18 protein-coding genes are annotated in these 20,556 nt (G+C 73.6%); 4 read left to right on the top strand and 14 right to left on the bottom strand.

Annotation, left to right across the window (positions count from 1 at the left end; translation table 11 throughout):
• Positions 1 to 59: 59 nt before the first annotated feature.
• From ACVWWH_RS16165 to ACVWWH_RS16175, 3 genes are read right to left on the bottom strand one after another with little or no spacing between them, the layout of a single operon-like run.
• Complete coding sequence (locus ACVWWH_RS16165) at positions 60 to 950, bottom strand: glycosyltransferase family 2 protein (RefSeq protein ID WP_457317253.1); 891 nt, start codon at positions 948 to 950, stop codon at positions 60 to 62.
• Positions 947 to 2,386 (bottom strand): PfkB family carbohydrate kinase, encoded by a 1,440-nt coding sequence (locus ACVWWH_RS16170; protein WP_457317254.1) that lies wholly within the window; start codon positions 2,384 to 2,386, stop codon positions 947 to 949. The genes ACVWWH_RS16165 and ACVWWH_RS16170 overlap by 4 nt, the downstream gene beginning before the upstream one ends.
• The gene (locus tag ACVWWH_RS16175; RefSeq protein WP_169803041.1) at positions 2,387 to 3,862 is read right to left on the bottom strand and encodes an aldehyde dehydrogenase family protein; all 1,476 of its coding nucleotides are present in this window, start codon (positions 3,860 to 3,862) and stop codon (positions 2,387 to 2,389) included.
• Between the two features lie 281 nt (positions 3,863 to 4,143).
• Between ACVWWH_RS16175 and ACVWWH_RS16180 the strand changes: the two genes are divergently transcribed.
• Positions 4,144 to 5,256 carry a glycosyltransferase family 9 protein gene (locus ACVWWH_RS16180; RefSeq protein ID WP_457317255.1) on the top strand — a complete coding sequence of 371 codons (1,113 nt, stop codon included), beginning with the start codon at positions 4,144 to 4,146 and terminating at the stop codon, positions 5,254 to 5,256.
• A 198-nt stretch (positions 5,257 to 5,454) separates the two neighbouring features.
• Here ACVWWH_RS16180 and ACVWWH_RS16185 read toward each other — a convergent pair whose 3' ends face one another.
• The 9 genes from ACVWWH_RS16185 to ACVWWH_RS16225 form a co-directional block, all read right to left on the bottom strand.
• Entirely contained in the window at positions 5,455 to 7,353 is a 1,899-nt protein-coding gene (locus ACVWWH_RS16185) for a DUF222 domain-containing protein (protein WP_457317256.1), read from the bottom strand.
• A gap of 86 nt (positions 7,354 to 7,439) precedes the next feature.
• Positions 7,440 to 8,423 carry a DUF2332 domain-containing protein gene (locus ACVWWH_RS16190; protein WP_457317257.1) on the bottom strand — a complete coding sequence of 328 codons (984 nt, stop codon included), beginning with the start codon at positions 8,421 to 8,423 and terminating at the stop codon, positions 7,440 to 7,442.
• 20 nt (positions 8,424 to 8,443) lie between these two features.
• Positions 8,444 to 9,175: an SDR family oxidoreductase gene (locus tag ACVWWH_RS16195; RefSeq protein WP_457317268.1), complete on the bottom strand. Its 732-nt coding sequence runs from the start codon at positions 9,173 to 9,175 to the stop codon at positions 8,444 to 8,446.
• 58 nt (positions 9,176 to 9,233) lie between these two features.
• Positions 9,234 to 10,643, bottom strand: a complete 1,410-nt coding sequence (locus tag ACVWWH_RS16200) for a PfkB family carbohydrate kinase (protein ID WP_457317258.1) — start codon at positions 10,641 to 10,643, stop codon at positions 9,234 to 9,236.
• Positions 10,640 to 11,401, bottom strand: coding sequence for a D-sedoheptulose-7-phosphate isomerase (locus ACVWWH_RS16205; RefSeq protein ID WP_457317259.1), 762 nt, complete (start codon positions 11,399 to 11,401; stop codon positions 10,640 to 10,642). The genes ACVWWH_RS16200 and ACVWWH_RS16205 overlap by 4 nt, the downstream gene beginning before the upstream one ends.
• A gap of 2 nt (positions 11,402 to 11,403) precedes the next feature.
• Positions 11,404 to 12,690, bottom strand: coding sequence for a glycosyltransferase (locus ACVWWH_RS16210; RefSeq protein ID WP_457317260.1), 1,287 nt, complete (start codon positions 12,688 to 12,690; stop codon positions 11,404 to 11,406).
• Positions 12,687 to 13,691, bottom strand: coding sequence for a glycosyltransferase (locus ACVWWH_RS16215; protein ID WP_457317261.1), 1,005 nt, complete (start codon positions 13,689 to 13,691; stop codon positions 12,687 to 12,689). Before ACVWWH_RS16215 ends, ACVWWH_RS16210 begins: the two co-directional genes overlap by 4 nt.
• Positions 13,691 to 14,716 carry a glycosyltransferase family 9 protein gene (locus tag ACVWWH_RS16220; protein WP_457317262.1) on the bottom strand — a complete coding sequence of 342 codons (1,026 nt, stop codon included), beginning with the start codon at positions 14,714 to 14,716 and terminating at the stop codon, positions 13,691 to 13,693. Before ACVWWH_RS16220 ends, ACVWWH_RS16215 begins: the two co-directional genes overlap by 1 nt.
• Positions 14,713 to 15,315 carry a D-glycero-alpha-D-manno-heptose-1,7-bisphosphate 7-phosphatase gene (locus ACVWWH_RS16225; RefSeq protein WP_066495262.1) on the bottom strand — a complete coding sequence of 201 codons (603 nt, stop codon included), beginning with the start codon at positions 15,313 to 15,315 and terminating at the stop codon, positions 14,713 to 14,715. The genes ACVWWH_RS16220 and ACVWWH_RS16225 overlap by 4 nt, the downstream gene beginning before the upstream one ends.
• Positions 15,316 to 15,431: 116 nt before the next feature.
• On the opposite strand from ACVWWH_RS16225, the gene ACVWWH_RS16230 reads away from it, so the two are divergent.
• Positions 15,432 to 16,409, top strand: a complete 978-nt coding sequence (locus ACVWWH_RS16230; protein ID WP_457317263.1) for a glycosyltransferase family 9 protein — start codon at positions 15,432 to 15,434, stop codon at positions 16,407 to 16,409.
• 146 nt (positions 16,410 to 16,555) lie between these two features.
• On the opposite strand, the gene ACVWWH_RS16235 is transcribed toward ACVWWH_RS16230, so the two are convergent.
• Positions 16,556 to 17,248: a sigma-70 family RNA polymerase sigma factor gene (locus ACVWWH_RS16235; protein ID WP_066495257.1), complete on the bottom strand. Its 693-nt coding sequence runs from the start codon at positions 17,246 to 17,248 to the stop codon at positions 16,556 to 16,558.
• Between the two features lie 708 nt (positions 17,249 to 17,956).
• Here ACVWWH_RS16235 and ACVWWH_RS16240 point away from each other — a divergent pair.
• Entirely contained in the window at positions 17,957 to 18,364 is a 408-nt protein-coding gene (locus tag ACVWWH_RS16240) for a hypothetical protein (RefSeq protein WP_457317264.1), read from the top strand.
• Positions 18,365 to 18,441: 77 nt separating this feature from the next.
• Here ACVWWH_RS16240 and ACVWWH_RS16245 read toward each other — a convergent pair whose 3' ends face one another.
• Entirely contained in the window at positions 18,442 to 19,425 is a 984-nt protein-coding gene (locus ACVWWH_RS16245) for a DNA topoisomerase IB (protein WP_457317265.1), read from the bottom strand.
• 80 nt (positions 19,426 to 19,505) lie between these two features.
• Between ACVWWH_RS16245 and ACVWWH_RS16250 the strand changes: the two genes are divergently transcribed.
• On the top strand, positions 19,506 to 20,390 hold the full coding sequence (locus tag ACVWWH_RS16250; RefSeq protein ID WP_457317266.1) for an SDR family oxidoreductase: 885 nt from the start codon (positions 19,506 to 19,508) through the stop codon (positions 20,388 to 20,390).
• Positions 20,391 to 20,556 lie beyond the last annotated feature (166 nt).

The raw sequence follows: 20,556 nt of genomic DNA on the forward strand, positions 1-20,556 counted from the left end.
CCATCGCGGGCCGCGCCTTCCGGCCCGGTTGAGGTCTTCTTTCCCGTCCGACAGGGTGTTCACACCTCGTCGGGACCGCGGCGCGCGTCTCCCGCCAGGACGACGGACGCCTCGACCGAGCGCTCCGTGACCGTCGTGGGGCTCTCAAGGTGCACGGCCTGGGACGGGATGATGCCTGCACCGCCGTAGCGCTCCATGACGCGCCACTGCGCCACGACGTCCTCGCCGGCGTGGGCCGGCGGAAGGTCACGCCAGAACGCGAAGGCGCCGCATTCCTCGAGGGCCTCCCTCCGGTAGAGCACGCATCCCCCGACCCAGGCGATGCGGTACGGGAGCCACTCCCCCGCGCGCAGCCGGCCGGTGCGGCGGAGATCGGCTGCGAGATGGGCCAGGTTCGCCGCGTTGTGCAGCCGCCAGCGTTCGAACCCGGGAGCCTGGCGGTCCATCCGTTCGGGCTGCACCGGCCCGTCCCACACCGAGAATGCCCCGACCTCGTCGGGGCGCGGGTCGTCGAGGTAGGACAGGCCCTGGACGGCCATCCCCACGAATCCGCACCCGAGGGTTGCGAGCGCCTCTCCCAGGGTGCGGACAGCGCCCGGGGCGAGCCACACGTCGTCGTCCAGGAAGAGCACGCGCGGCGCGGAGGAGGCCTCGAGGAGGAACTGGCGATGCTCGGCCAGGCCCCTGCGGGGGTGGTGCCGGAGCGTGCGCACCGCGCGGCCCTGCGCCTCGAGCAGCCGCAGCATCGCGGCAGGCCCCTCGTACTCCCAGCCCGCCGGTCCGTCGCTCTGGTCGCTCACGACCACCCCGAAGTCGTCCGCATCCTGCCCGGCGAGCCCGGCCAACGTGGTGGCGAGCTCGGTGGGCCGGTTGCGGGTGGGGATGAGGATCTCGAGGAGCGGCTCGCCGGGCGGACGTGGCGCTGCCCAGTCCTCGGGCCCGCGGTTCACCGGTCCACCACCCTGGTGTCGATCGGGCGGCGGTCCGCACGCTCGGTCCAGCCCAGCGTCTCGAGGCGGCCGCCGACGGCCTCCACGGCGCCGGCCTCGGCCAGCATGCCCGGAAGGTAGTCGCCGCCCTTGACGTACACGTCGGGGGCGAGGGCCTCGATGAGCGGCACCGCCGTTTCGGAGTCGAAGACGAGGGCGTGGTCCACGGACGCGAGGGCCGCAACCACGGCTGCACGGTCGTCCTCTGTGGTAGACGGCGGGGTCCCGTGGAGGCGGTGCGCCGACTGGTCCGAGTTCACCCCGACCACGAGGAGGCCGCCCATCCGTGCGGCGTCCTCGAGGAACGCGGTATGGCCGCGGTGCAGCCCGTCGAACACGCCATTGGTGAGGACCACCGTCTGGCCCGCTGCCCGGGCGGCGGCCGCAGCCTCGCGCGCCGCAGCCAGAGTGCTGACGCGGCGCGCCGGCTCCCCGCGGAGCGCGGCCGCCAGTCGCTCCCCGGTGCAGGTGCTCGTCCCCGGAAGGCCGACGACGACGTCCGCGGCCGCCTGCCCGACGTCCGCGGCCGCCTCGACGGGCAGCCCCAGCGCGAGCGCGTACGCGAGTCCCGCCACGAAGGTGTCCCCGGCGCCCACCGCGTTCTGCTCGGGGGCGGGGCGGGCTGCGGTGGCGTGCACAGTGCCGGGTGGCCCGAGGAGCACCGTCCCGTCACGGTCCAAGGTCACGAGCGTGTGCTCGGCGCCGGTCGCGGAGCCGAGCTCGCGCGCGTGCCCCTCCGCCCAGGCACGGCGGTCCCCGTGCGGCGTGGGCTCGCCGAGGAGGTCGGCCGCCTCCTGGGCGTTGGGAGTGGCGACGTCGGCCCGCAGGCTCGCCCACTCGTGGAAGCGCCGGGCGTCCACCACGAGGGCGTGGGCCCCGCTGCGGACGGCGGCGCGGTCCAGCGCCGCGAGTGCGCCGAGGCCGTAGTCGCACACCACGACCGCGTCCGCCCCGGCCAGCGCGGCAAGGGCACGGTCCGAGACCTCCCGGGCCTCGTCCGGCTCTGCGGGGCGGCACGAGTCCACCCTGAGGAGCAGCTGGCCGCCCGCCAGCATGCGGGACTTCACCGACGTGGAATGCCCAGCGCGCTGCACGAGCGTGTCCCGGGTGCTGATTCCCGCACGGTCCAGGCACGCGGTGAGCGAGGCGCCGGGTCCGTCGTCGCCCGCCACCCCCGCGAGCACCACGTCGGCACCGAGCGCGGCGAGGTTCATCGCGGTGTTGCCCGCCCCTCCCGGCGCGTCGACAACGCGGGCCACGTCCAGCACCGGGACCGGGCCCTCGCGGCAGAGCCGTTCGGCCCCGCCCTCGCACCAGCGGTCCAGGAGCACATCCCCGAGCACGAGGATCCTGGGACGGCGGCGCTGAAGGGCGGCAAGGATCTCCTCGGCGTCCACTCAGATCACCAGCCCCGGGCCCGGGCGGGAGACGACGGGCGGCTCGAGGTGGATCACCTTGGGACGGCTCAGCTCGTCGAGCAGGCGTGGGCCGAACCCGACCGGGCTGCCGGTCTGCGGCAGGCCCGGCGCGTCGGTCCCCGTGGCCCCCTGCGCCACCCCGTTCACCACGACAGTCCCGACCGGCAGCTCGGCAGCGGCGATCTGGGCGTGCGCGATGTCCCGGGTCAGCACGGTTGCGGAGGCACCGCAGGGGCAGTGGGCGGCCTCGGCAATTGCCTCGCCGAAGCTTCCCACCGGGACGACGGCGGCCACCGGACCGCGCACCTCTCGCGTGAAGCATTCGAGGGCGGCGGCGGGGCCGGCGAGGATGGTCGGCGGGTAGTAGGACCCGGGGCCGTCCGGGATGGTGCCACCGGCGATCCGGCGGGCGCCGCGATCCACGGCGCGGGTCACCGCGCGGTGGACGTCTTCCCGTGCCGAGGCGTCAACGAGTGGGCCGACCCGCTCGTCGTCGCCCCATTGCCGCGCCTGGCCGGCGAAGGCCGTGAGGAAGTCTTCGGCGATGTCCTCGAGCACATAGATCCGGCTCGCGGCGGAGCGCAGCTGGCCTGCATGCCGGAAGGCCGCCTCGGCCGCGCACGCCGCGGCCCAGCCGGGATCCACCTCCCGGTCCACGAGGAACACACCGTTTCCCGGGCGGCCGCGGACCAGGTGGGCATCTGTCCCGCGGGCGAGGTGAGCGAGGCTGTCGGCCACCTCGGAGGACCCGAGGTGGACGATCGCGTCGACGCGTCCGTCCTCGGCGAGGGCCGCGCCCACGGCGCCGCTGCCCGTGACGGTGCCGATCACCCCGCCGGGGACCGCGGAGGCGAAGAGCCGGCCGAGGCGCCGGCCCAGTGCGGGGCAGCGGCCGCTCGGCTTGAGGAGCACGGCATTGCCCGCGGCGAGGGACGCCCCGACGATCGCGCAGGACACGGCGACGGGGTCGTCCCAGGACGTCAGCCCCAGCACGACTCCGCGGGGTTCGAAGACCGTGAAGTCGAGTCCGGAGAACGCCCCGGCGAGGCTCGGACCTGACCGCAGCAGGCCCAGCTCCGCGAACCGGCGGAGGGCCTCGGCTCCCGAGCGCACGCCCTCGAGCGCGTCGTCGAACAGACGGCCGGTCTCCTGGGAGTTCAGGTCGGCGAGCTCGTGCGCGGCGGACTCCACGGCTGCTGCAATCTCGCGCAGCGCCGCTGAGCGCTCAGCCTGCGGCGTGCGTCGCCACAGCGCTGAGGCCCGGCGCGCCGCCTGGAGTGCGCTCTCGACCCGCTGGGCGTCCGGCGCTGCGAGGGTCCCTGCCTCGGTGTCCGTTCCGGGGGCGGCGGCCTCTCCTGCTACGCCCATTCCGGCGGATTCCGGTCGGGGCATCTCCGTTCCTGATGGGTGCGGCGCACCCGCGTAGTCTGCCTTGCCCGGCAGGACAGCGCTCATGTCAACCTCCTGTGCGACTTCTCTGGGCCTACTACCCCTGCCTCCCTCTCCCAAGCGGCCCCTTCCGGGGACTTCTCTCGCGCGTGCTGAGGACTTCTTTGAGCGCGTTTGCACATCGGCGGTGGGGGTAGCGGATCCGCACGGTGCCGTCTGCGGCGGCGCGCGGACCGGCGGACCGGCGGACCGGCGGACCGGCGGACCGGCGGATACCAGCGGACCGATGCTGGCCGGCGCTGGCCGGCGCTGACGGGTGGAGAACCGGCAAGGACCAAGGAGGAATGATGGCGCGAGCCGCCCACGGTGAGGACGGACCCTTCGACGACGTGGACCGCATCGCGGTGCTCCGCGGCGGCGGGATCGGCGATCTGCTCTCGGCCCTCCCCGCGCTCGACGCGCTGTCCCAGACCTACCGGCCGGCGCACCTGACCCTGCTCACGACGCCGCTGCTAGCGGCCCTGCTCGAGGACCGGCCGGGCCCGTGGGACCGCGTTGCCGTCGTGCCGACCTTCCCCGACGCGCCCGACGCGTCCGGGCACACGTGGAGGGACGACCCGCGCACGGGCGAGCTCGTCTCGGCGCTGCAGGCCGAGCAGATCGGGCTCGCCGCCCAGCTGCACGGCGGCGGCAAGAACTCGAACCCGTTCGTCCTCGCCCTGGGCGCCGCCCACACCGTGGGCTGCTCCACCCCTGACGCGGACCCGCTCGAACGCCAGCTCACACACCTCTACTACCAGCGGGAGGTGGACCGCTGGCTCGAGGTCGTCGCGCTGGCAGGGGCAGAGACGAGCCGCCTCGAACCGCGGCTGGCGGCCGTCCCCGCCGACGCCGAGGCTGCCGCCCCGTGGCTGCAGACCGAGGCGAGGGGCCTCGTCGTCGTCCATCCCGGGGCGACCGATCCGCGGCGGCGCTGGCCCGCCCATCGGTTCGCCCATGTGGCAGCGGCGCTCGCCGAGGAGGGCTGGCAGGTCCTCGTGGTCGGCGATCCGGGCGAGCGCGAGCTCGCCGAGGGGATCGCGCACGACGCCGTGGCGACGGCTCCCAGCGCCGCGCACCGGATCGGGTCGGCGGCGGGGCAGACCGACCTGCACGCGCTGGTGGGGCTGCTCGATGCCGCGCGGCTCGTGGTCGCCAACGACAGCGGTCCCCGGCATCTCGCTCAGGCGCTGGCGACCCCGACGGCCTCCGTCTACTGGGGGCCCAATCTGGTCAACGCCGGCCCGCGCCAGCGGAGGATGCACCGCGTCCAGATCTCCTGGCGCCAGCTGTGCCCTGTGTGCGGGGCCGATGGCACCGACCCGTTCGGCAGGTCCTGCGACCACTCCGATCCGTGGGTCGCCGACGTGCAGGCCGACGACGTGCTCGACGACGCCCGGGCCCTCCTCGCCGGACGGTAAGGCGGGACCCCGCTCCTCTGCCCCGGCCCGCACGCCACCATGACTTTCCCGCGCGGCACCCCGTCCGGCGCGGCCCGCGACCTTCCCGCGCAGCCGCACAACCGTTCCAGCATTCCCCGCAGCCCCGTGACGAGGGGTGACGAGGGCTTCGGCTGCCCGGAAGTCCTTGGTGCGCCATTCCTTGGAGTGAGCCCTTTCCTAGAAGGGCGGGGGCGGGTCGTGGTGGGGGTAGGTGGTGTAGGCCAGTCCCGCTGGTGAGGTCCAGTGGAGGGTGCCCGGCGGTGTGAAGGCTCCCGGTGGACTGGATACCGGTGGATTGGGTGCCGGTGGGCTGGGTGCCGTGGGGCTCGGTGCCGGTGGGCTGTGCAGGCCGTTGCGGCTCTGGGTGGGCGGGATGGGCTGGGTGGTGGCCGGTTGGCGGAGGGTCCAGTGGCCGCGGGTCTTGAGACGGTGGTGTTCACGGCAGAGAAGGGCGAGGTTGTCTGCAGCGGTGTGGCCGCCGGCGTGCCACTCGGTGGTGTGGTCGGCCTCGGTGGTGGGGGCGGGGCGGTCGCAGCCGGGAAAGCGGCAGGTGGCATCGCGGGCGCCGAGGTAGCGGCGCATCGCGGCGGTCGGGGTGTAGCGGGCGCGGCCGATGGCCAGGGGCGCGCCCGTGGCGGGGTCGGCCCACAGCCTCGTCCAGGTGGCGGCCTGGGCGGCGAGGAGCCGTGCCGCTGCGGGGTCGAGGGGGCCGTAGCCGAGGAGTTCGGCCGGGGTCTCGGAGGTCCCGGCTGCGGTCGCGGCGGGCAGGACGAGGACGACCTCGCACCGCACCCCGGACCCGGCAGGGCCAGCGGACCCGGCTGACCCGGTTGACGTGGCTGACCCGGCTGACGTGGCTGACCCGGTTGACGTGGCTGGCCCGGCTGACGTGGCTGGCGCGCCGGGGATGGCTGGCTCCGCCGCCGTGGCGGCCCCCGGGTGCCCGGCGGCGGGTGCCGTGTCGCCGGCGCCCGTGATCCGGCCGGCGCCCGTGATCCCGCGGGCGCCCGCGATCCCGTGGGCGCCCGTGGTCCCGCCTGGGACCGCGGTGCCGGCCGGGACCGTGGTGCTGGCGGTCAGGAGGTCGGCGAGGGCGTCGGCGCGCAGCTGTGCGAGGGTGCGGGGCTCGTCGGGGGCCTGGAGGGAGCGGGCGATGGCCTCGAGGCGGGTGTCGATCGCGGCCCCGTGTTCCAGGGGCAGGTACGCGGTGAGCCAGCACATCCCGTCGGGGGCGGGGTCGAGGTCGACGCGGCGGCCGGCGGCGGCGTGGGCCTTGCGGGCGGTCAGCGCCTCGTCAGCGTGGTCCTCGACGAGGCGGCGCAGCCGACGGGTGAGGGCGGCCGGGGACGGTATGCGGTCGGGGTCGGAGGGGCAGGCGGCCTCGACGGCGGCGGCCAGGAATGCCGGCAGGCGTTCCGGGGGCACGGGGACGGCGGCGTCCAGGACCGCCTTGGCCCGGCAGCGGGAGAGCCGGCCGCCGGCGAGCGCCGCCAGGAGGGGGGCGGCGGCCGGGTCGGTCAGGGACAGGGCCTCGGCGACCAGGCCTTTGGCGGTGCGGGCGGAGACTTTCAGGGCCGCCGAGACCTCCGAGGCCGCGATCGAGGCCGCCTCCGCCGTTCGGAAGGGATCGGTGCCGTCGTCGGCGCAGAGGTCGACGAGGGCACCTAGAACCGCGGCCTGCTCGGCCAGGCGTGCGGCCTCGACCTGGTCGAGGCGGACCAGGCGGCGTACGAGCCCGGCAGCGGCCTCCTCGCGCAGCTCTGCCCGCACCACCGGGGCGGGGAAGACCTCGAGCTCTTCCGGGTCCGCGAACAGTCCCGCATCCACGGAAGCGAACAGTGCCGCGTCCGCCCCTCCCCGTACCGACACGTCGAGGTCCCCGTCCGGGACGCGCCGGAACGCTGCCGAGAGCACCGGCCCGAGCGCTGCCCGGTCAACCCCTTGCGGCCGCGCCAGATCGTTCAGCTCCCACTCCAGCCGCAACCACTCCGGCGGCTCGGACGGGAACCCGACGGACGACACGGCATCGTCGGGAGGCACCGCTGCCTCCGACTCCGACCGGCCATCTCGCTCCATGCCCCAATTTTAGTACATAGATTCGATATAAGAAAGATCATTAGTTGGTACTTTCGAAGATCAAGTGCGGTGACCGGCTGTGCATCTCAGTCGTCGGCAGGCCCCGTCAGTCTGTGGTAGCTCTGGCCGTGGGGTCCGGCGAACGCGCAGGGCCTCCCGTTCAGCGAGACGACCGTCCGCCCGAGCGCAGACTCGGCGAGCTGGGCAGCCACAGGGGGCAGGACACGCTCGCCCTCGTTGCTGACCCAGGTGACTCCGGGCAGCGACTGCACGAGATCGACGAACTGGGCCCTCCGAGCCGGATCGAGGTAGACGAGGGCGGCGCTGTGGAAGACGACCACGTGCGCACCCGGCGGGGCCTCCTCCACGAGCCCCCGGATGCTGTCCACGAGGTCGCCGCGCAGGATGGTCGCGGGATCCGCTGCCGCGACCGCCGCGGCGGCGCGCAGACGGTCGCGGCGGTCCTGGTGTTCGGGCCAGACGAGCGTCTCTAGCCACTCCATCTGTGATGGGTCGCGGACGTCGAGGGGATTCAGGTCGACGCCGGAACGCCACACCACTTCAGGCAGTCGGTCGGGGACACTCCCCGCATCGATGCGGCAGGACAGCTCCACGGTGCTCGTCCCCGTGGCGGGGTCGAGGGACACCGTGCGGTCGCCGAGGTCGTAGCGGTAGCTGTACCTGTCCGGGTAGAGGCACAGTCCTGCGGAGGCGCCGGCCTCGATGAGCGCCAGGGGTCCCACCAGGCGGCTCAGCACGGGGAGGAGGACCGCGCACCGGGCCGCCTCGTTGGTCTGAGTGGACCGTTCCAGGACCACGGATTCCACGGCCGGCCAGTGAGACAGGAGCCACGAGCGGAATCCCGCGTAGGGCCCCACCGGTGCCCCCTGCAGGCGGGCCGCTGCGAAGACGAGGTTGGGCTGCCGCTTGGCCTGTGGGAGGGACTCGAGGAGTCCTACGACAGCGGCGTCCTCTGCGATGGAGCTCGCCCACTCGAAGAAGACGTCGGATACCCCTCGTGCCTCGCCCTCGGCGAAGGCCCTGTAGACCTCGGCGGTCCGGTTCTCCACGGGCCCCAATCTATGCCGGCCTACGGCCAGGAATCCTCCATCGACCCGGCCACGAGCAGCTCGCGGACCTCGCAGCCCCGCGGCTGGGAGAGGGCGAAGAGCACCGAGCGGGCCACATCGGAGGGTCGGTTGAGGGTGCTGCGGTCGTGGGGCTTGTAGTCCTCTGGGCGGTCGTCGAAGAAGGCCGTGTCCATGCCTCCCGGGATCAGCGTGGTGACGCCCACCCTGCCCTTGAGCTCGGCGGCCAGAGCCCTGCTGAAGCCGATCACGCCGAACTTGGAGGCACAGTAGGCGGTGGCCCCTGCCGCCCCCCGGAGGCCGAGGGTCGACGCGACGGTCACCACCCGCCCATGGGACTCGAGCAGATGAGGAAGGGCGGCCCGCACTACGGCGGCCGTGCCGATGAGGTTCACGCGCAGCACGCGCTCCCATTCGTCGGCGGCCACCTCGGTGAGCTCGCCGCAGCGGTCGATGCCTGCGGCGCACACCACCGCGTCGAGGCCGCCCGCCTCCTCGACGGCACGGGCGACGGCGCCCTCCGCCTCCTCCCGCATGGAGAGGTCCGCGACCACGCCGGTCACGCCCTCGGGAGCAGGCTGCCGGTCGACCACGATGGGCCGGGCCCCCTGCGCCGCGGCCGCATCGACGATCGCTGCCCCGAGGCCCGAGGCGCCCCCGGTCACGAGGATCCGGGCCCCGCGCAGGGGCTCCTGGGTGGACTGCTCGACCTCTGGGCTGGTGCTCGTGCTCATCGTCGTCATGGGGTTCCTTCCTGTTGTGTGGTGATGGTCGTGGTTGGTCTCGCCAGCGTCAGCCCAGCCCCGCGATCGCGGAGGCGAGGCCCGTCGTCGACCGTCCCGGCTCGAGCGGTACGGTCACGACGTCGCCGCCCCACCCCCGCAGGAGCGCGGTCTCGGGCAGCTGCTCGGCGTCGTAGTCGGCGCCCTTGACCCAGACATCGGGGCGGAGCTCCTTGAGCAGCTGCTCCGGGGTGTCCTCGGAGAAGACCTCGACGGCGTCCACGCAGCTGAGCCCGAGGAGCAGGTCCGCCCTGTCGGCCTGGGACATGAGCGGGCGGGAGTCGCCCTTGAGGCGTCGGATGGACTCGTCGGAGTTGAGGCACACGATGAGGCAGTCGCCGAGGCCGCGGGCGGCCTCGAGGAGCCGGAGGTGGCCCGCATGCAGGAGGTCGAAGCAGCCTCCGGCGGCCACCACTCGGCCGCCGGTGGACTGGACGCGCCGCGCGAGGGCGAAGGCCGCACTCTCCTCCGGCTCGCCCTCCCCCGCCGGCAGCGCCTGGGAGCTGTCCCCGGAAGCCGCGGGCGGCAGGGGCGCCTGGCTGCCCTCGAGCGAGGAGACGCCGCCCCCGCCGAGGAACTCCACTGCTGACGAGATGGCGGCCTCGACCGCCTTCTCGAGCCCGTGACCGGCGGCGAGCGCGACGGCGAGCGAGGCGGCGAAGCGGTCCCCCGCCCCGCACGAGTCCTCGATCCTCAGCCCGGCCGCCGGGGCCGCGATGTGGGTGTCGGCCTCAGGCCCGCAGATGAGGGCACCCCGTTCGGCCAGGGTGACCACCACCGAGTCCGCGTTCCAGCGCTCCCTCAGCCGGCCCCCCGCGGTCGCGACGGCGCCGAGTCCGTTGACGGCGCGCCCCGAGAACGCGAGCAGCTCGGGCAGGTTCGGCGTCACGGCCGCAGCCCTGGAGACGGGCCGGGCGCCCTGGGGGTGCGGATCCCACACCACGGGGACGTGCCGGGCCACGGACTCGATCATGGCCCGGAGCGTGGGGGCCTCGGCGAGCCGGCGGCCGTAGTCGGCGACGACGATGGCGTCCGCGCCGCGGATCCGCTCGAGCATCGTCTCGTCGACCAGGGGGAAGGGCTTCTGGCCGCAGCCCTCGTCGATCCGCGCGACTCGTTGGCCGTCCGCGATGAGGCGCATCTTGACGGGGGTCGGGCCGCCGAGCGCCCCGGCGCTCACGCGCACCCCGCTGAGCAGGGCGCGGAGGCGGGCCGCCGCCTGGTCGTTGGAGAGCGCGGTGATGAGATCGACGTCGTGCCCGTCCTCCGCGAGCATCGTCGCCACCAGTCCGGCCCCGCCGGCCCGCTCGAGCCGCCGGCTCACCTCGACAATGGGCGCGGGCGCGTCCGGGCAGAGCCGGCTCGCGTGGCCGTGCAGGTCGATGTCCATCAGGGTGTCTCCCACCACGGCAAGCCTCATCGGGGCTCCCTTCCTGGAGCGGTTCGTGCGGCCCGTGGCTTCGGCACCGAAGCGTCCGCGATGCACGCATCGAAGCACGCGCACAGTGCGTGGATCGCCACCAGCTGGGACTCCTGGACGTGGCAGTTCCTCCCGTCGAGGAGCACCGCCTCGTCCACCGCCAACGAGAGCGGATTGGGTCCAGGGCCCGTCATGGCCCAGCTCACCGCGCCGACTTCCCGGGCGGCCGCGGCGGCGCAGAGGAGGTTGGGGCTCTTCCCGGACGTGGAGAGGAGCACGACGACGTCCCCCTCCCGGGCGTGGGCCCGGATCTGCCGGGCGAACACCTCGTCGTAGCCGTAGTCGTTCCCGATCGCCGTCATCGCGGAGGTGTCCCCGTGGAGGGCGATCGCAGAGAACGGAGCCCGCTCGCCGTCGTACCGCCCCACAAGCTCGGCCGTGAGGTGCTGCGCCTCGGCCGCGGAGCCGCCGTTGCCGGCCACAAGCAGTCTGGCGCCGTGGGAGAGCCGATGGGCCAGATCATGCCCCCAGCGCGCGAGCAGGAGGGAGTGGCGCTCGAGGACCTCGAGGGCCACCATCGACTCGGCGATGTGCGCGGCCACGCTGCGTGCGAGCGCAGCGGTGGGGTCGCTGGCGGGCCGGCCGCGCTGGGCGGCGGAGCGGAAGGCGGCGTTCGCGGCGCCGGGTACGGTCCGCAGGGCCGCCCGGGAGCGGGGCGTGGCCCGCGCGGCGTCCAGTCCTCGGTGAGCTGCACACATCCTCAGGCTCCCTCCTCGATGCGGCGCAGCCGGCGCCGGGACCGGAGGACGTCCGGCTCGGGCTGCTGCCAGTGCTCGCGCATCACCCGGTAGATGCGCTCGGTGTCGGATGCGACCTTGTCCCACGTGTAGCGGCTCCGTGCGCGCTCGACCCCGGCCGCGCCGAGTGCCGCGCGCCGCTGCGGATCGTCCGCGAGCGCGGCCACGGCGTCGGCGAGGGCGTCCGGGTCCTTGGGCGGGACGTGGAGGCCGGTCACACCGTCCACCGTGGTCTCGGCGAGTCCGCCCACGGCGGCCACGATGGTGGGGACGCCGCAGGCCATGGCCTCGAGCGGGACGATGCCGAAGGGCTCGTACCAGGGGCAGCAGACCACGGCATCGAGGCTGCGCAGGAGCTGGGGCATGGCGTCCCGGGCCACCTGGCCCGTGAAGATGACCTGGCCGCCGACCCCGAGGGAGTCGGCGAGGTCGCGCAGGCGGCGAGCCTCCGGGTCGCCGGCCACGCGCTCCTTCGCCACAGAGCCGCCGACCACGAGGAGCTCGATGTCCCTGCGCCCGGACTCGGCGAGGAGGGCGAGCGCACGGATCACCGTGTCCACGCCCTTGCGCGGCACGAGGCGGCCGATCGTGGCGATGCGAAACCGCTGTCCCCGCGCCCTGGCCGGTCCCTCGGGCGTGAAGAGCCGGGTGTCGACGCCGCAGGGCGCAAGGGAGATGTGCCGGCGGTTCACGCCCATGGCACGCAGCTCGAAGGCCTCGTCGGGGCAGGTGGCGATGACGCGGTCCACCGAGCGCGCAACCCAGGGTTCGAGCGTCTCGCGTTCGGGGGGACTCGTGTCCTCGACTCCCTGGTGGCGGCGCTTGACCACGCCGAGGGCGTGGAACGTCTCTGCCACGACGGGCGGCGTGAGACCGAGGCGCTGCACCTTCTCGGCTGCCTCGATGCAGGCGACGCCGGACATCCAGAAGTGCCCGTGCACGACGTCCGGGGGATCCTGCGCCCAGTACTCGCTGATCCGGTCCGCGAGCTCGGGGATGAAGGGCAGGAGCCTGTCCTTCGGAACCGTGCGCGGCGGCCCTGCGTCGACGTTGACGAGGCCGACGCCGGTGGGCAGCATCTGCTCCCAGTGGAGCCTGTCGCTGTCGCGGCGTGTGAACACGGTGACGGCGTGCCCGCGGCGGACGAGCGCCGCGGAGAGCTCAGCGACGTGCACGTTCTGCCCTCCCGCGTCTTCGCCCCCGATGGCGGCGAGCGGGCTCGCGTGCTCCGAGACCATGGCGATCTTCATCGTTGTGCTCCTTTCAGCGTGTTCGCGCCGCGGGTCCCTCCGGCGGCTTCAGCGAGCACCTCGTCCCACGCGGCGTGGAACCGGTCCAGCCCATAGCGGGTCTGGGCAGCCTTGCGTGCGTTGTGCCCCATCTCCGCGGCCTCGCCCGGGTGGGCAAGCAAGCGGCGGGCGGCGGCGATGAGTTCCTTCGGGTCGGAGCTGACGCAGCCTGCCTCCGGGGGGACGGCGCGCCAGGCTTCAGTGGCGCCCACCACGAGCACCGGAAGGCCGAGGAACATGGCCTCGATGAGGGCGAGCCCCAGCGAGGTCCAGCGGAAGGGGTGGAGGTAGGCGCGCCGTCGGGCGAGCTCGGCGTGCAGTGCCTCCGAGGGCAGGTCGCCTGCCCAGGCGAGGCGGTCGGGGCCCACCCCCGTCGCCTCGGCGAGGCCTCCGCCGCCCATGCCGAAGACGTCGATGGGCGCGGCCTCCGAGAAGGCCGGCAGCAGGTCCGTTCCCGCCACCCGGCCGCGGCGGACGGGCTCGTTCACGGCCACTCCGAGCCTCTCGAGCTCTCCCGTGTAGCCCAGCCCGGGATCGCGGACGCCGTGCTCGACCACGAAGACGGGCGCGCGGCCGCTGTCCCACATCAGCGCGTTGAAGTGCGTCACGTGCACGATCGGGATGTCGGTCTGGTCGGCGAGCGGATGCCGCGTGTTCGGGACCGATCCTTTGGGGGTGTTGTGCTCGACGAACACCGCGGGGACATCGACTCCCGGCCGCAGCCCCGTCAGCGACCGGACGAGCTCGATCTCCTCGGTGCGCTGGAGCACGACGGCGTCGACCTCGCCTCCGCGGGACGCGAGGTCCTCGGCCGTGGCCTCCACGGCGTGCGGCCACGGCCTGCCCGCGAGGCCGAGACCCCAGGGCCCGTGCTCCGCGTCGACAGGAACCACGTAGCGGTGCGGGCCGCGGACGAATCCGTCCATCCAGCCGCCATGGACGTGCCAGAGAAGGATGCGCATCAGGCCACCGCCCCGGTCTGCGCCGTGATCAGGTCCTGCACCGCCTCGACGACCTGCTCGGCGCGCACACCGGCCAGGCAGGGGTGGCCGGGGACCGGGCAGATCCGCGCCCGGGTGCCTGCGCAGGGTGCCTCCTGGTCGCCGAGGAGGACGCTGGGCGCTCCCCTCGGCCGCCAGACCTCGGCGGGGACCACGGGGGCGAAGAGGCTCACCACGGGCGTCCGGACGGCGGCCGCGAGGTGCGCCGGACCGGTGTTGCCGGCGACGACGACCCTGGCGCCGGCGAGCACATCGACGAGGCCGGGCAGCCCCGTGCGTCCGCCGAGGTCGATGCCGCGGGAGCCTGCCACGCGGGCGGTCAGCGCGCGCTCGTCCGGGCCGCCGGTCACCAGCACGCGCAGGCCCGCGGCCGCGAGCAGCTCGACCAGTGCCGCCGCATTCTCGGCCGGCCAGGACCGTGCGGGCGCGTCCGCCCCCGGGTGCACCACGACGTAGGGGCCGTCGGGCCGGAGGCCGCTGTGGTGCTGCGGCACGAGGGCGGGCAGGCCGTCGTCGTCCGCCGGAAGCGTGAAGCCCGCCGCAGCGGCGATGCCGAGCGCCCGGTCCACCTCGTGGGTGGCCCATGGGAGTTCTCGCGAGGTCACCCGGACGTCGAGCAGCGAGCCGGGGTAGTCCTCCGAGAGCGCCGTGATCCGGGGGACGCCGCAGAGCCGCAGTTCCAGGGCGAGGGGCAGGGGCGACTGGTGGAAGGAGGTGAAGATGACCGCCTCGTCGGGTGCGATGTCCGAGACCAGCCGCTCGAGGCGGTGGAGGTGGCGCGGCGTTGCCTCCGGCGCCGGGTTGCCGATCCAGGGGCAGTCCCATTCGTAGGTATGGCGCACCTCGGGCAGCAGGCGGGCGGCACCGCTTCCGCGGGGCCCGGTCAGCAAGTAGGGCTCCGCGTGAGCGGCGATCGCCCGGACGGCGGGGCCGGCCATGACCACGTCTCCGAGGCTGTCGAGCCGGACGGCGAGCACGCGCCTCACGCTGCGCTCCCCTGGGGGATTCCCTGATCGGGCCGGCCACTCCGTACGAGCTCCGGGCCCAGCGCGAGCATGACCGCGGAGGCGAGGTCCCCGGCAACGGCTGGAGCCGCGAGGATCTCCGGCCGCAGGGTCACCGGCGTGGGCACCAGGATGCCGCGCGCGCCGGCTCGGCGGGCTGCCTCCATGTCCTTGCCGATGTCGCCGATGACCACGACGTCCTCGGGCTGGACCTCCAGGTCGCGGCATGCGGCGTGCACGAGTCCTGGCTTGGGCTTGCGGCACTCGCACCGGTCCTCGGGGGCATGCGGGCAGACCTGCCAGGTGTCGAACGGGCCGAGGATCTTCTCGATGCGGGCGTTGACGGCTCGGAGCTCGTGCTCCGCGATGAGCCCCAGGCCCACCCCGGACTGGTTGGTCACCACTCCGCAGGCGATCCCGAGCGCGCGGAGGCGGCCGAGCGCCTGCAGCGCTCCCGGCATCGGGACCACCAGATCGGGGTCAGTGTTGTACGGAACGTCGGCGACGAGCGTCCCGTCGCGGTCGAAAAGGATCGCGGACGGCACGGGCCGCCGCTTCCTCTCGCCAATGGTCTTCCTCATAGGAGAAGCAGTGCCCTTGCAGCAGTACACTAAACGGAACTCGGGACTACTTCTTCTCCTCCTCTCGAAATCGCTCAAGCCGCGGGCGTACCGTCACCCACACTCAGGGAGCAGCCGTGGCACAGCGCGCAACGAAGCCGACCGTCCTCGCCCTGCGGGCACTCAAACTGGGCGACCTCCTTGTCGCCGTCCCGGCGCTCCGGGGCCTCCGCCGGGCCTTCCCGGACCACGAGCTCATCCTCGCCGCGCCCCGCTGGCTGGCACCGATCGTCCCCCTCATCGGCGGTGTGAACGCCCTTCTGCCCACCCCGGGGCTCGACCGCCCGCTGGCCTGGCGCCGTCCCGTGGACGTGGCCGTCAACCTGCACGGAAACGGGCCCGAGAGCAGGGGCCGGCTCGATGCCTTGAAGCCCACGTACCGGATCGGGCACGCCGCGCCCGGCTGGGCCGGACCGGAATGGAACGACTTCGTCCACGAGCGCGACCGCTGGGTGCGCCTGCTGACATGGAACGGCATTGTGGCCGATTCCGCGGACTTCCGGCTGTGCCCGCCCGAGACGCCGGCCCCGGTGGACCGTGCCACGATCCTCCATGTGGGCGCCGCCTACGGCAGCCGGCGCTGGCCCATCGAGCGGTTCGCGGACGTCGCGGCCGTGCTTTCGCTGCGCGGCCACCAGGTGGTGGTCACCGGTGGACCAGACGACGTCTTCCGCGCCACCGCGGTCGCCAAGGCGGCAGGCCTGCCTGCCTCGGCCTGCGTGGCGGGACGGTGGGAGCTGGACGAGTTCGCCGCGGCGGTTGCCGCGGCGCGGGCCGTGGTCACCGCCGACACCTCGGCGGGCCACCTGGCCACGGCCTACGGGATCCCCTCGGTGGTCATTTTCGGACCCGCCGCGCCGGAGCAGTGGGGCCCGCCCGCTGACGGCCCGCATGTGGTCCTCACGGACGCTAGCGTGCGTGCCGGCGATCCCTTTGCCGAGGACCCCGACCCGGCCCTCCTCGCGGTGCTGCCCGGCCAGGTCCTGGATGCGCTGGATGCACTCGAAGCGGACGACGCCGCTGGCCGGGAGGGCGGTCAGGTCGCCTTCACCTAGGGTCGGCGCAGCTGTCCTCAGACCACAGGGCTCCCAGACAGGAGGAAGGGCGCGGTGCACGCACCGCGCCCTTCCTCCTGGCCACGCCCGGGCCTGATGCCGCCCCCCTTTGCCCCCCGGCGTCGGCCACTGACGGGACCCGGCTCTCACGCCGCCATCCTCCTCCGCAGCCTGTCGAGCAGTCGCTTGAGGAGCCGCGAGACCTGCATCTGGCTCACCCCGAGCTCCTTGGCGATCTCGTCCTGGGTGAGTTCCTGGACGAACCGGAGCTCGAGGAGCTGCTTGTCGTTGTCTGTCGCGTCGGACATGGCGCCGGCGAGCGCGTGCATCTGCTCGACGTGCTCGTAGCCCGGGTCCTCGGCGCCGAGGACCACGTTCAGCCGGCGTTCCTCGGGATCCTCGGACGAGTCCCCGTGCTCGACGGGCTGGCCGACCATGGCCGAGTCCGCGATCTGGGCCTCCGCAATCTCCGAGGCCGGCACTCCGGCCGCCCGGCTCAGTTCGGCTGTGGTGGGATCGTGGCCGAGCTCCTGGGCGAGGCCGGGGCGCAGCCCATTGACCTTGAGGCGGAGCTCTTGGAGGGCACGGGGCGGCCGGACGACCCACGACTGGTCGCGGAGGTAGCGCTTGAGCTCGCCCGTGATGGTGGGCACCGCATAGGGTACGAACCCGTGGCCGAGGGGCTCCTGGTAGCGGTGGGCCGCCTTCAGGAGGCCGAGGCGGGCCACCTGGCGCAGGTCGTCCGCGTCGTGGCCCGCGCAGCGGAAACGGCGGGCGAGCGCGTCGGCCACCCCGAGGTACTCGACGGCGAGCCGGCCCGCTTCGGCTTCCTCTGTCACCGCCGCCGAACGCCCGTCGCCTCCGGACGGCGCGTCGTGAGCTGTGGCTCCGTCAACGGCGCCTTTGACGCTGTCCGGAGTGAGGTTTGAGCCCGGGTCGGTGGGGGCTGGAGAAAGATGATTCTGCCGGGGAACTTCATTCATGGCGAGTTCCTTCCTCGCTGGGGTCGGAGAAATCGTAGGCCGTCAGGGACTGCCGGGCGCCTCCTGGAACGGGGGCGCCGCGCAAGGTAGAAGAACGGGGACCGAGCGGCGATCTTTCGGTCCTGACATCCGGTTCTTCATGTCGCCTGGAATGAAGGAGGGGCCGAGGGTGGCTGCAAGCGCTGCGGCCGCCGCCTCCCGGTCGCCGAGACGGATTCTCGGCGGCGCTGGGTCTGCGGCAGCGTGCGCATCTGCATCGCGATGATGATGTGGATGCAACTGCATTCACCCGGCCGTCCGGCTTCCAAGTGCGGGCCAGCTGCTTGACTCCGGTTTCCACCGTAGGCACGCCTGCTCTCCAGATACAACCGGCTGAGAAGGAGCAATGCTGTCTCTTGGCATTCCAGGCGCGGATTATCTGGCGGGCTTACCGAGAGGGGCACTCCGAGTTGGGCCCGCGCGGGCGGCCGTTCGGACCGCGGTGCGCGGTTTGGATACGGGCCCCGGGCGGGTATGTACACGGGAGCGGACGAGTGCCGCCTTCCACCGATTCGAGAGGACGCCATGGACCAGCGGAATCTTCCTGACGAGCCCGAGCGACGGGACGGCGTGCCCGTCGACGACGGGGCGCGCCTCGCGGAGCGCGAGCCGGGCGAGGAGCGCCCTGAGGGGAGCTCGGGTGTGCACCCGGGCACCCCGGTCCCCCGGCACGGGGTGGACGACACCGTCGCGGACGGTCCCAGCGACGTCACCCCCTCATCCCAGGGTGCCGGAGCGGTCTGGGGCGATGCCGAGCGCACCCCCAACCCCGGCCCGGTCCGCCCGCCCGGGCCCGATGACCAGGCGCGCATCGATGCGGTCGCCGAGGAGTACGAGATCGCGACCACCGAGGAGGGCGAGCACTACCTGACTCCTCGCGAGGACGCCGAGACCGCGTCACAGCCGGCACGCGACGACTTCCCGGACCACTGATACCGACCCTCAGCGTCCGCCCGCCCGCCCAGTGCCCACGGGCCCAGTGCCCAGGGCTCTGGGCGGGCGTGCGCCGTCTAGGTGCCCGGCCCGGTGCGCGGCGTCGAGTCGAGCAGCTCGGCGAGCGCTGCGTCGGAGACCTTGCCGCCGGGCGTCGTGACTTTCCGGCCCTCGTGGTAGGCGAGGAGAAGCCGTGGGTCCACGTAGGATCCGCGGGCTACCGCAATGGTGTTGTGGAGCCAGTCCGCGGCGTCCGCGATGGCGCGCCGCCACGCCTCCTCGGCGTCGAAGCCCTGCTCCGCACTGCGGGCGAGGGATTCCGCCGCGACCACGGTGCCGCGCCACGTGCGCAGGTCCTTGGCGCTCGCGCCCATGCCGGCCCGTACGCGCAGGTACCCGTTGAGGGACTCGGATCCGATGCGCTGGAACCCCGTCGCGGACTCGTAGCCCAGGGCGGCCCGGGGCTTCGGGCCCTTCGGCAGGCTGCGGAGGTACTCGGCCAGATCGGGATCGCGCAGTTCCACCGACCACTGCATCCCGGACTTGCCCGGGAACTCCAGCGAGATCGTTTCGCCGTCGAGGCGCAGGTGCCTGCGCTGGATGGTGGTGACGCCGAAGGAGCCGTGCTGGCGGGCGTACCTGCGGTTTCCCACCCGCACTCCGAGCCGGTCCACGATGCGCAGCGCCGCCGCGAGGGCCTGTTCCTTGGGGCCGTGCTTGCCGCGGAGGTCTTCCGTGACCGCGCGGCGGATCGCGGGAAGCCTGCGGGCCAGGGCCACGGCGCGGTCGAACTTGCGGGCCTCCTGCCGCTCGCGCCACGTGCTGTGGTACAGGTACTGCTTCCGGCCGGCGGCGTCGATGCCGGTCGCCTGGACCCTGGCTCGCTGCGACGCCGCGATGCGCACGTTCCGCCAGGCCGGCGGTATGGCGAGCGCCTCGATCCGCGCGAGCACCTCCGGCGAGTCGACCCGCTGGCCGTCCGCGTCCCGGTAGCTGAACCCCTTGCCCGCGCGGCGCCGGGTGATCGTCCCGTGCGCCGTCCGCCTGCTGCGCGTCTTCATCGGCAGCTACTTACCCGCAGCCCCATGGATGGAACCAGCCCGTCCGGCCGCCGGCCGGCCCGTTACCGAAGGAGCCACAGATGAACGCATCGCACCCACAGGACCCGCGCAGCGCCCGGGTGACGGGCACCGTCCCGCCCCAGGACCTCGAGGCCCCCGGGACCACCGGGGAGACCGAGCCCCGCCCGGACCACGGTGAGAGCACCTACGAGGGCCACGGGCGCCTCACAGGGCGCGCCGCCCTCATCACGGGCGGCGACTCCGGGATCGGCCGCGCCGTCGCCCTCGCGTTCGCGAGGGAGGGTGCGGACGTGGCCATCACCGCCATGCCCGAGGAGGCCCAGGACGCGGCGGAGGCCACCGCTGCCATCTCGGAGGCGGGGACGCGGGCGGCGCACTTCGAGGGCGACCTTCGCGAGGAGGACTTCGCCTCCTCGCTGCCCGGGCGCACGCTGGAGGAGTTCGGGAAGCTGGACATCCTCGTCCTCAACGCGGCGTACCAGCAAGCGCGGGACGGCATCGAGACGGTGTCCACGGAGGAGTTCGACCGGGTGATCCGCACCAACCTCTACAGCCAGTTCTGGACCCTCCGTGCGGCGATTCCCCACCTCCAGCCGGGCGCGTCCATCATCATCACGAGCTCCGTGCAGGCGGCGCAGCCCTCGGGAGGGCTCTTCGACTACGCGATGACCAAGGCCGCCCAGGCTGCCCTCGTCAAGGCCCTCGCGCCGGAACTCGGCGGCAAGGGCATCCGCATCAACGCGGTCGCCCCGGGGCCCGTCTGGACGCCGCTCATCCCGTCGACGGGCTGGCCGGAGCACGTCCCGGAGTTCGGCAAGGACTCCCCCCTCGGGCGCCCCGCACAGCCCGCAGAGCTGGCACCCGCCTACGTGCTGCTCGCCTCGGACGAGGCCTCCTACATCTCGGGGGCAGTGCTTCCCGTCACCGGCGGGAAGGCCTTCTAGAGCCGGACCCCGCGGGAGAAAGCACTGCACCACGGAAGGAGCGCCGCTCGTGACTGAACTGGTCCCCGAGGGTTGGACTGGTGAAGTGAAAGTCTAGGCTGCGAGGGCCTGGGCCCGGTATCGGACCGGGCTCAGGCCCTCGAGCTTTGTAGAGATCCGCTCGTTG

Source organism: Sinomonas sp. RB5, from assembly GCF_054063535.1.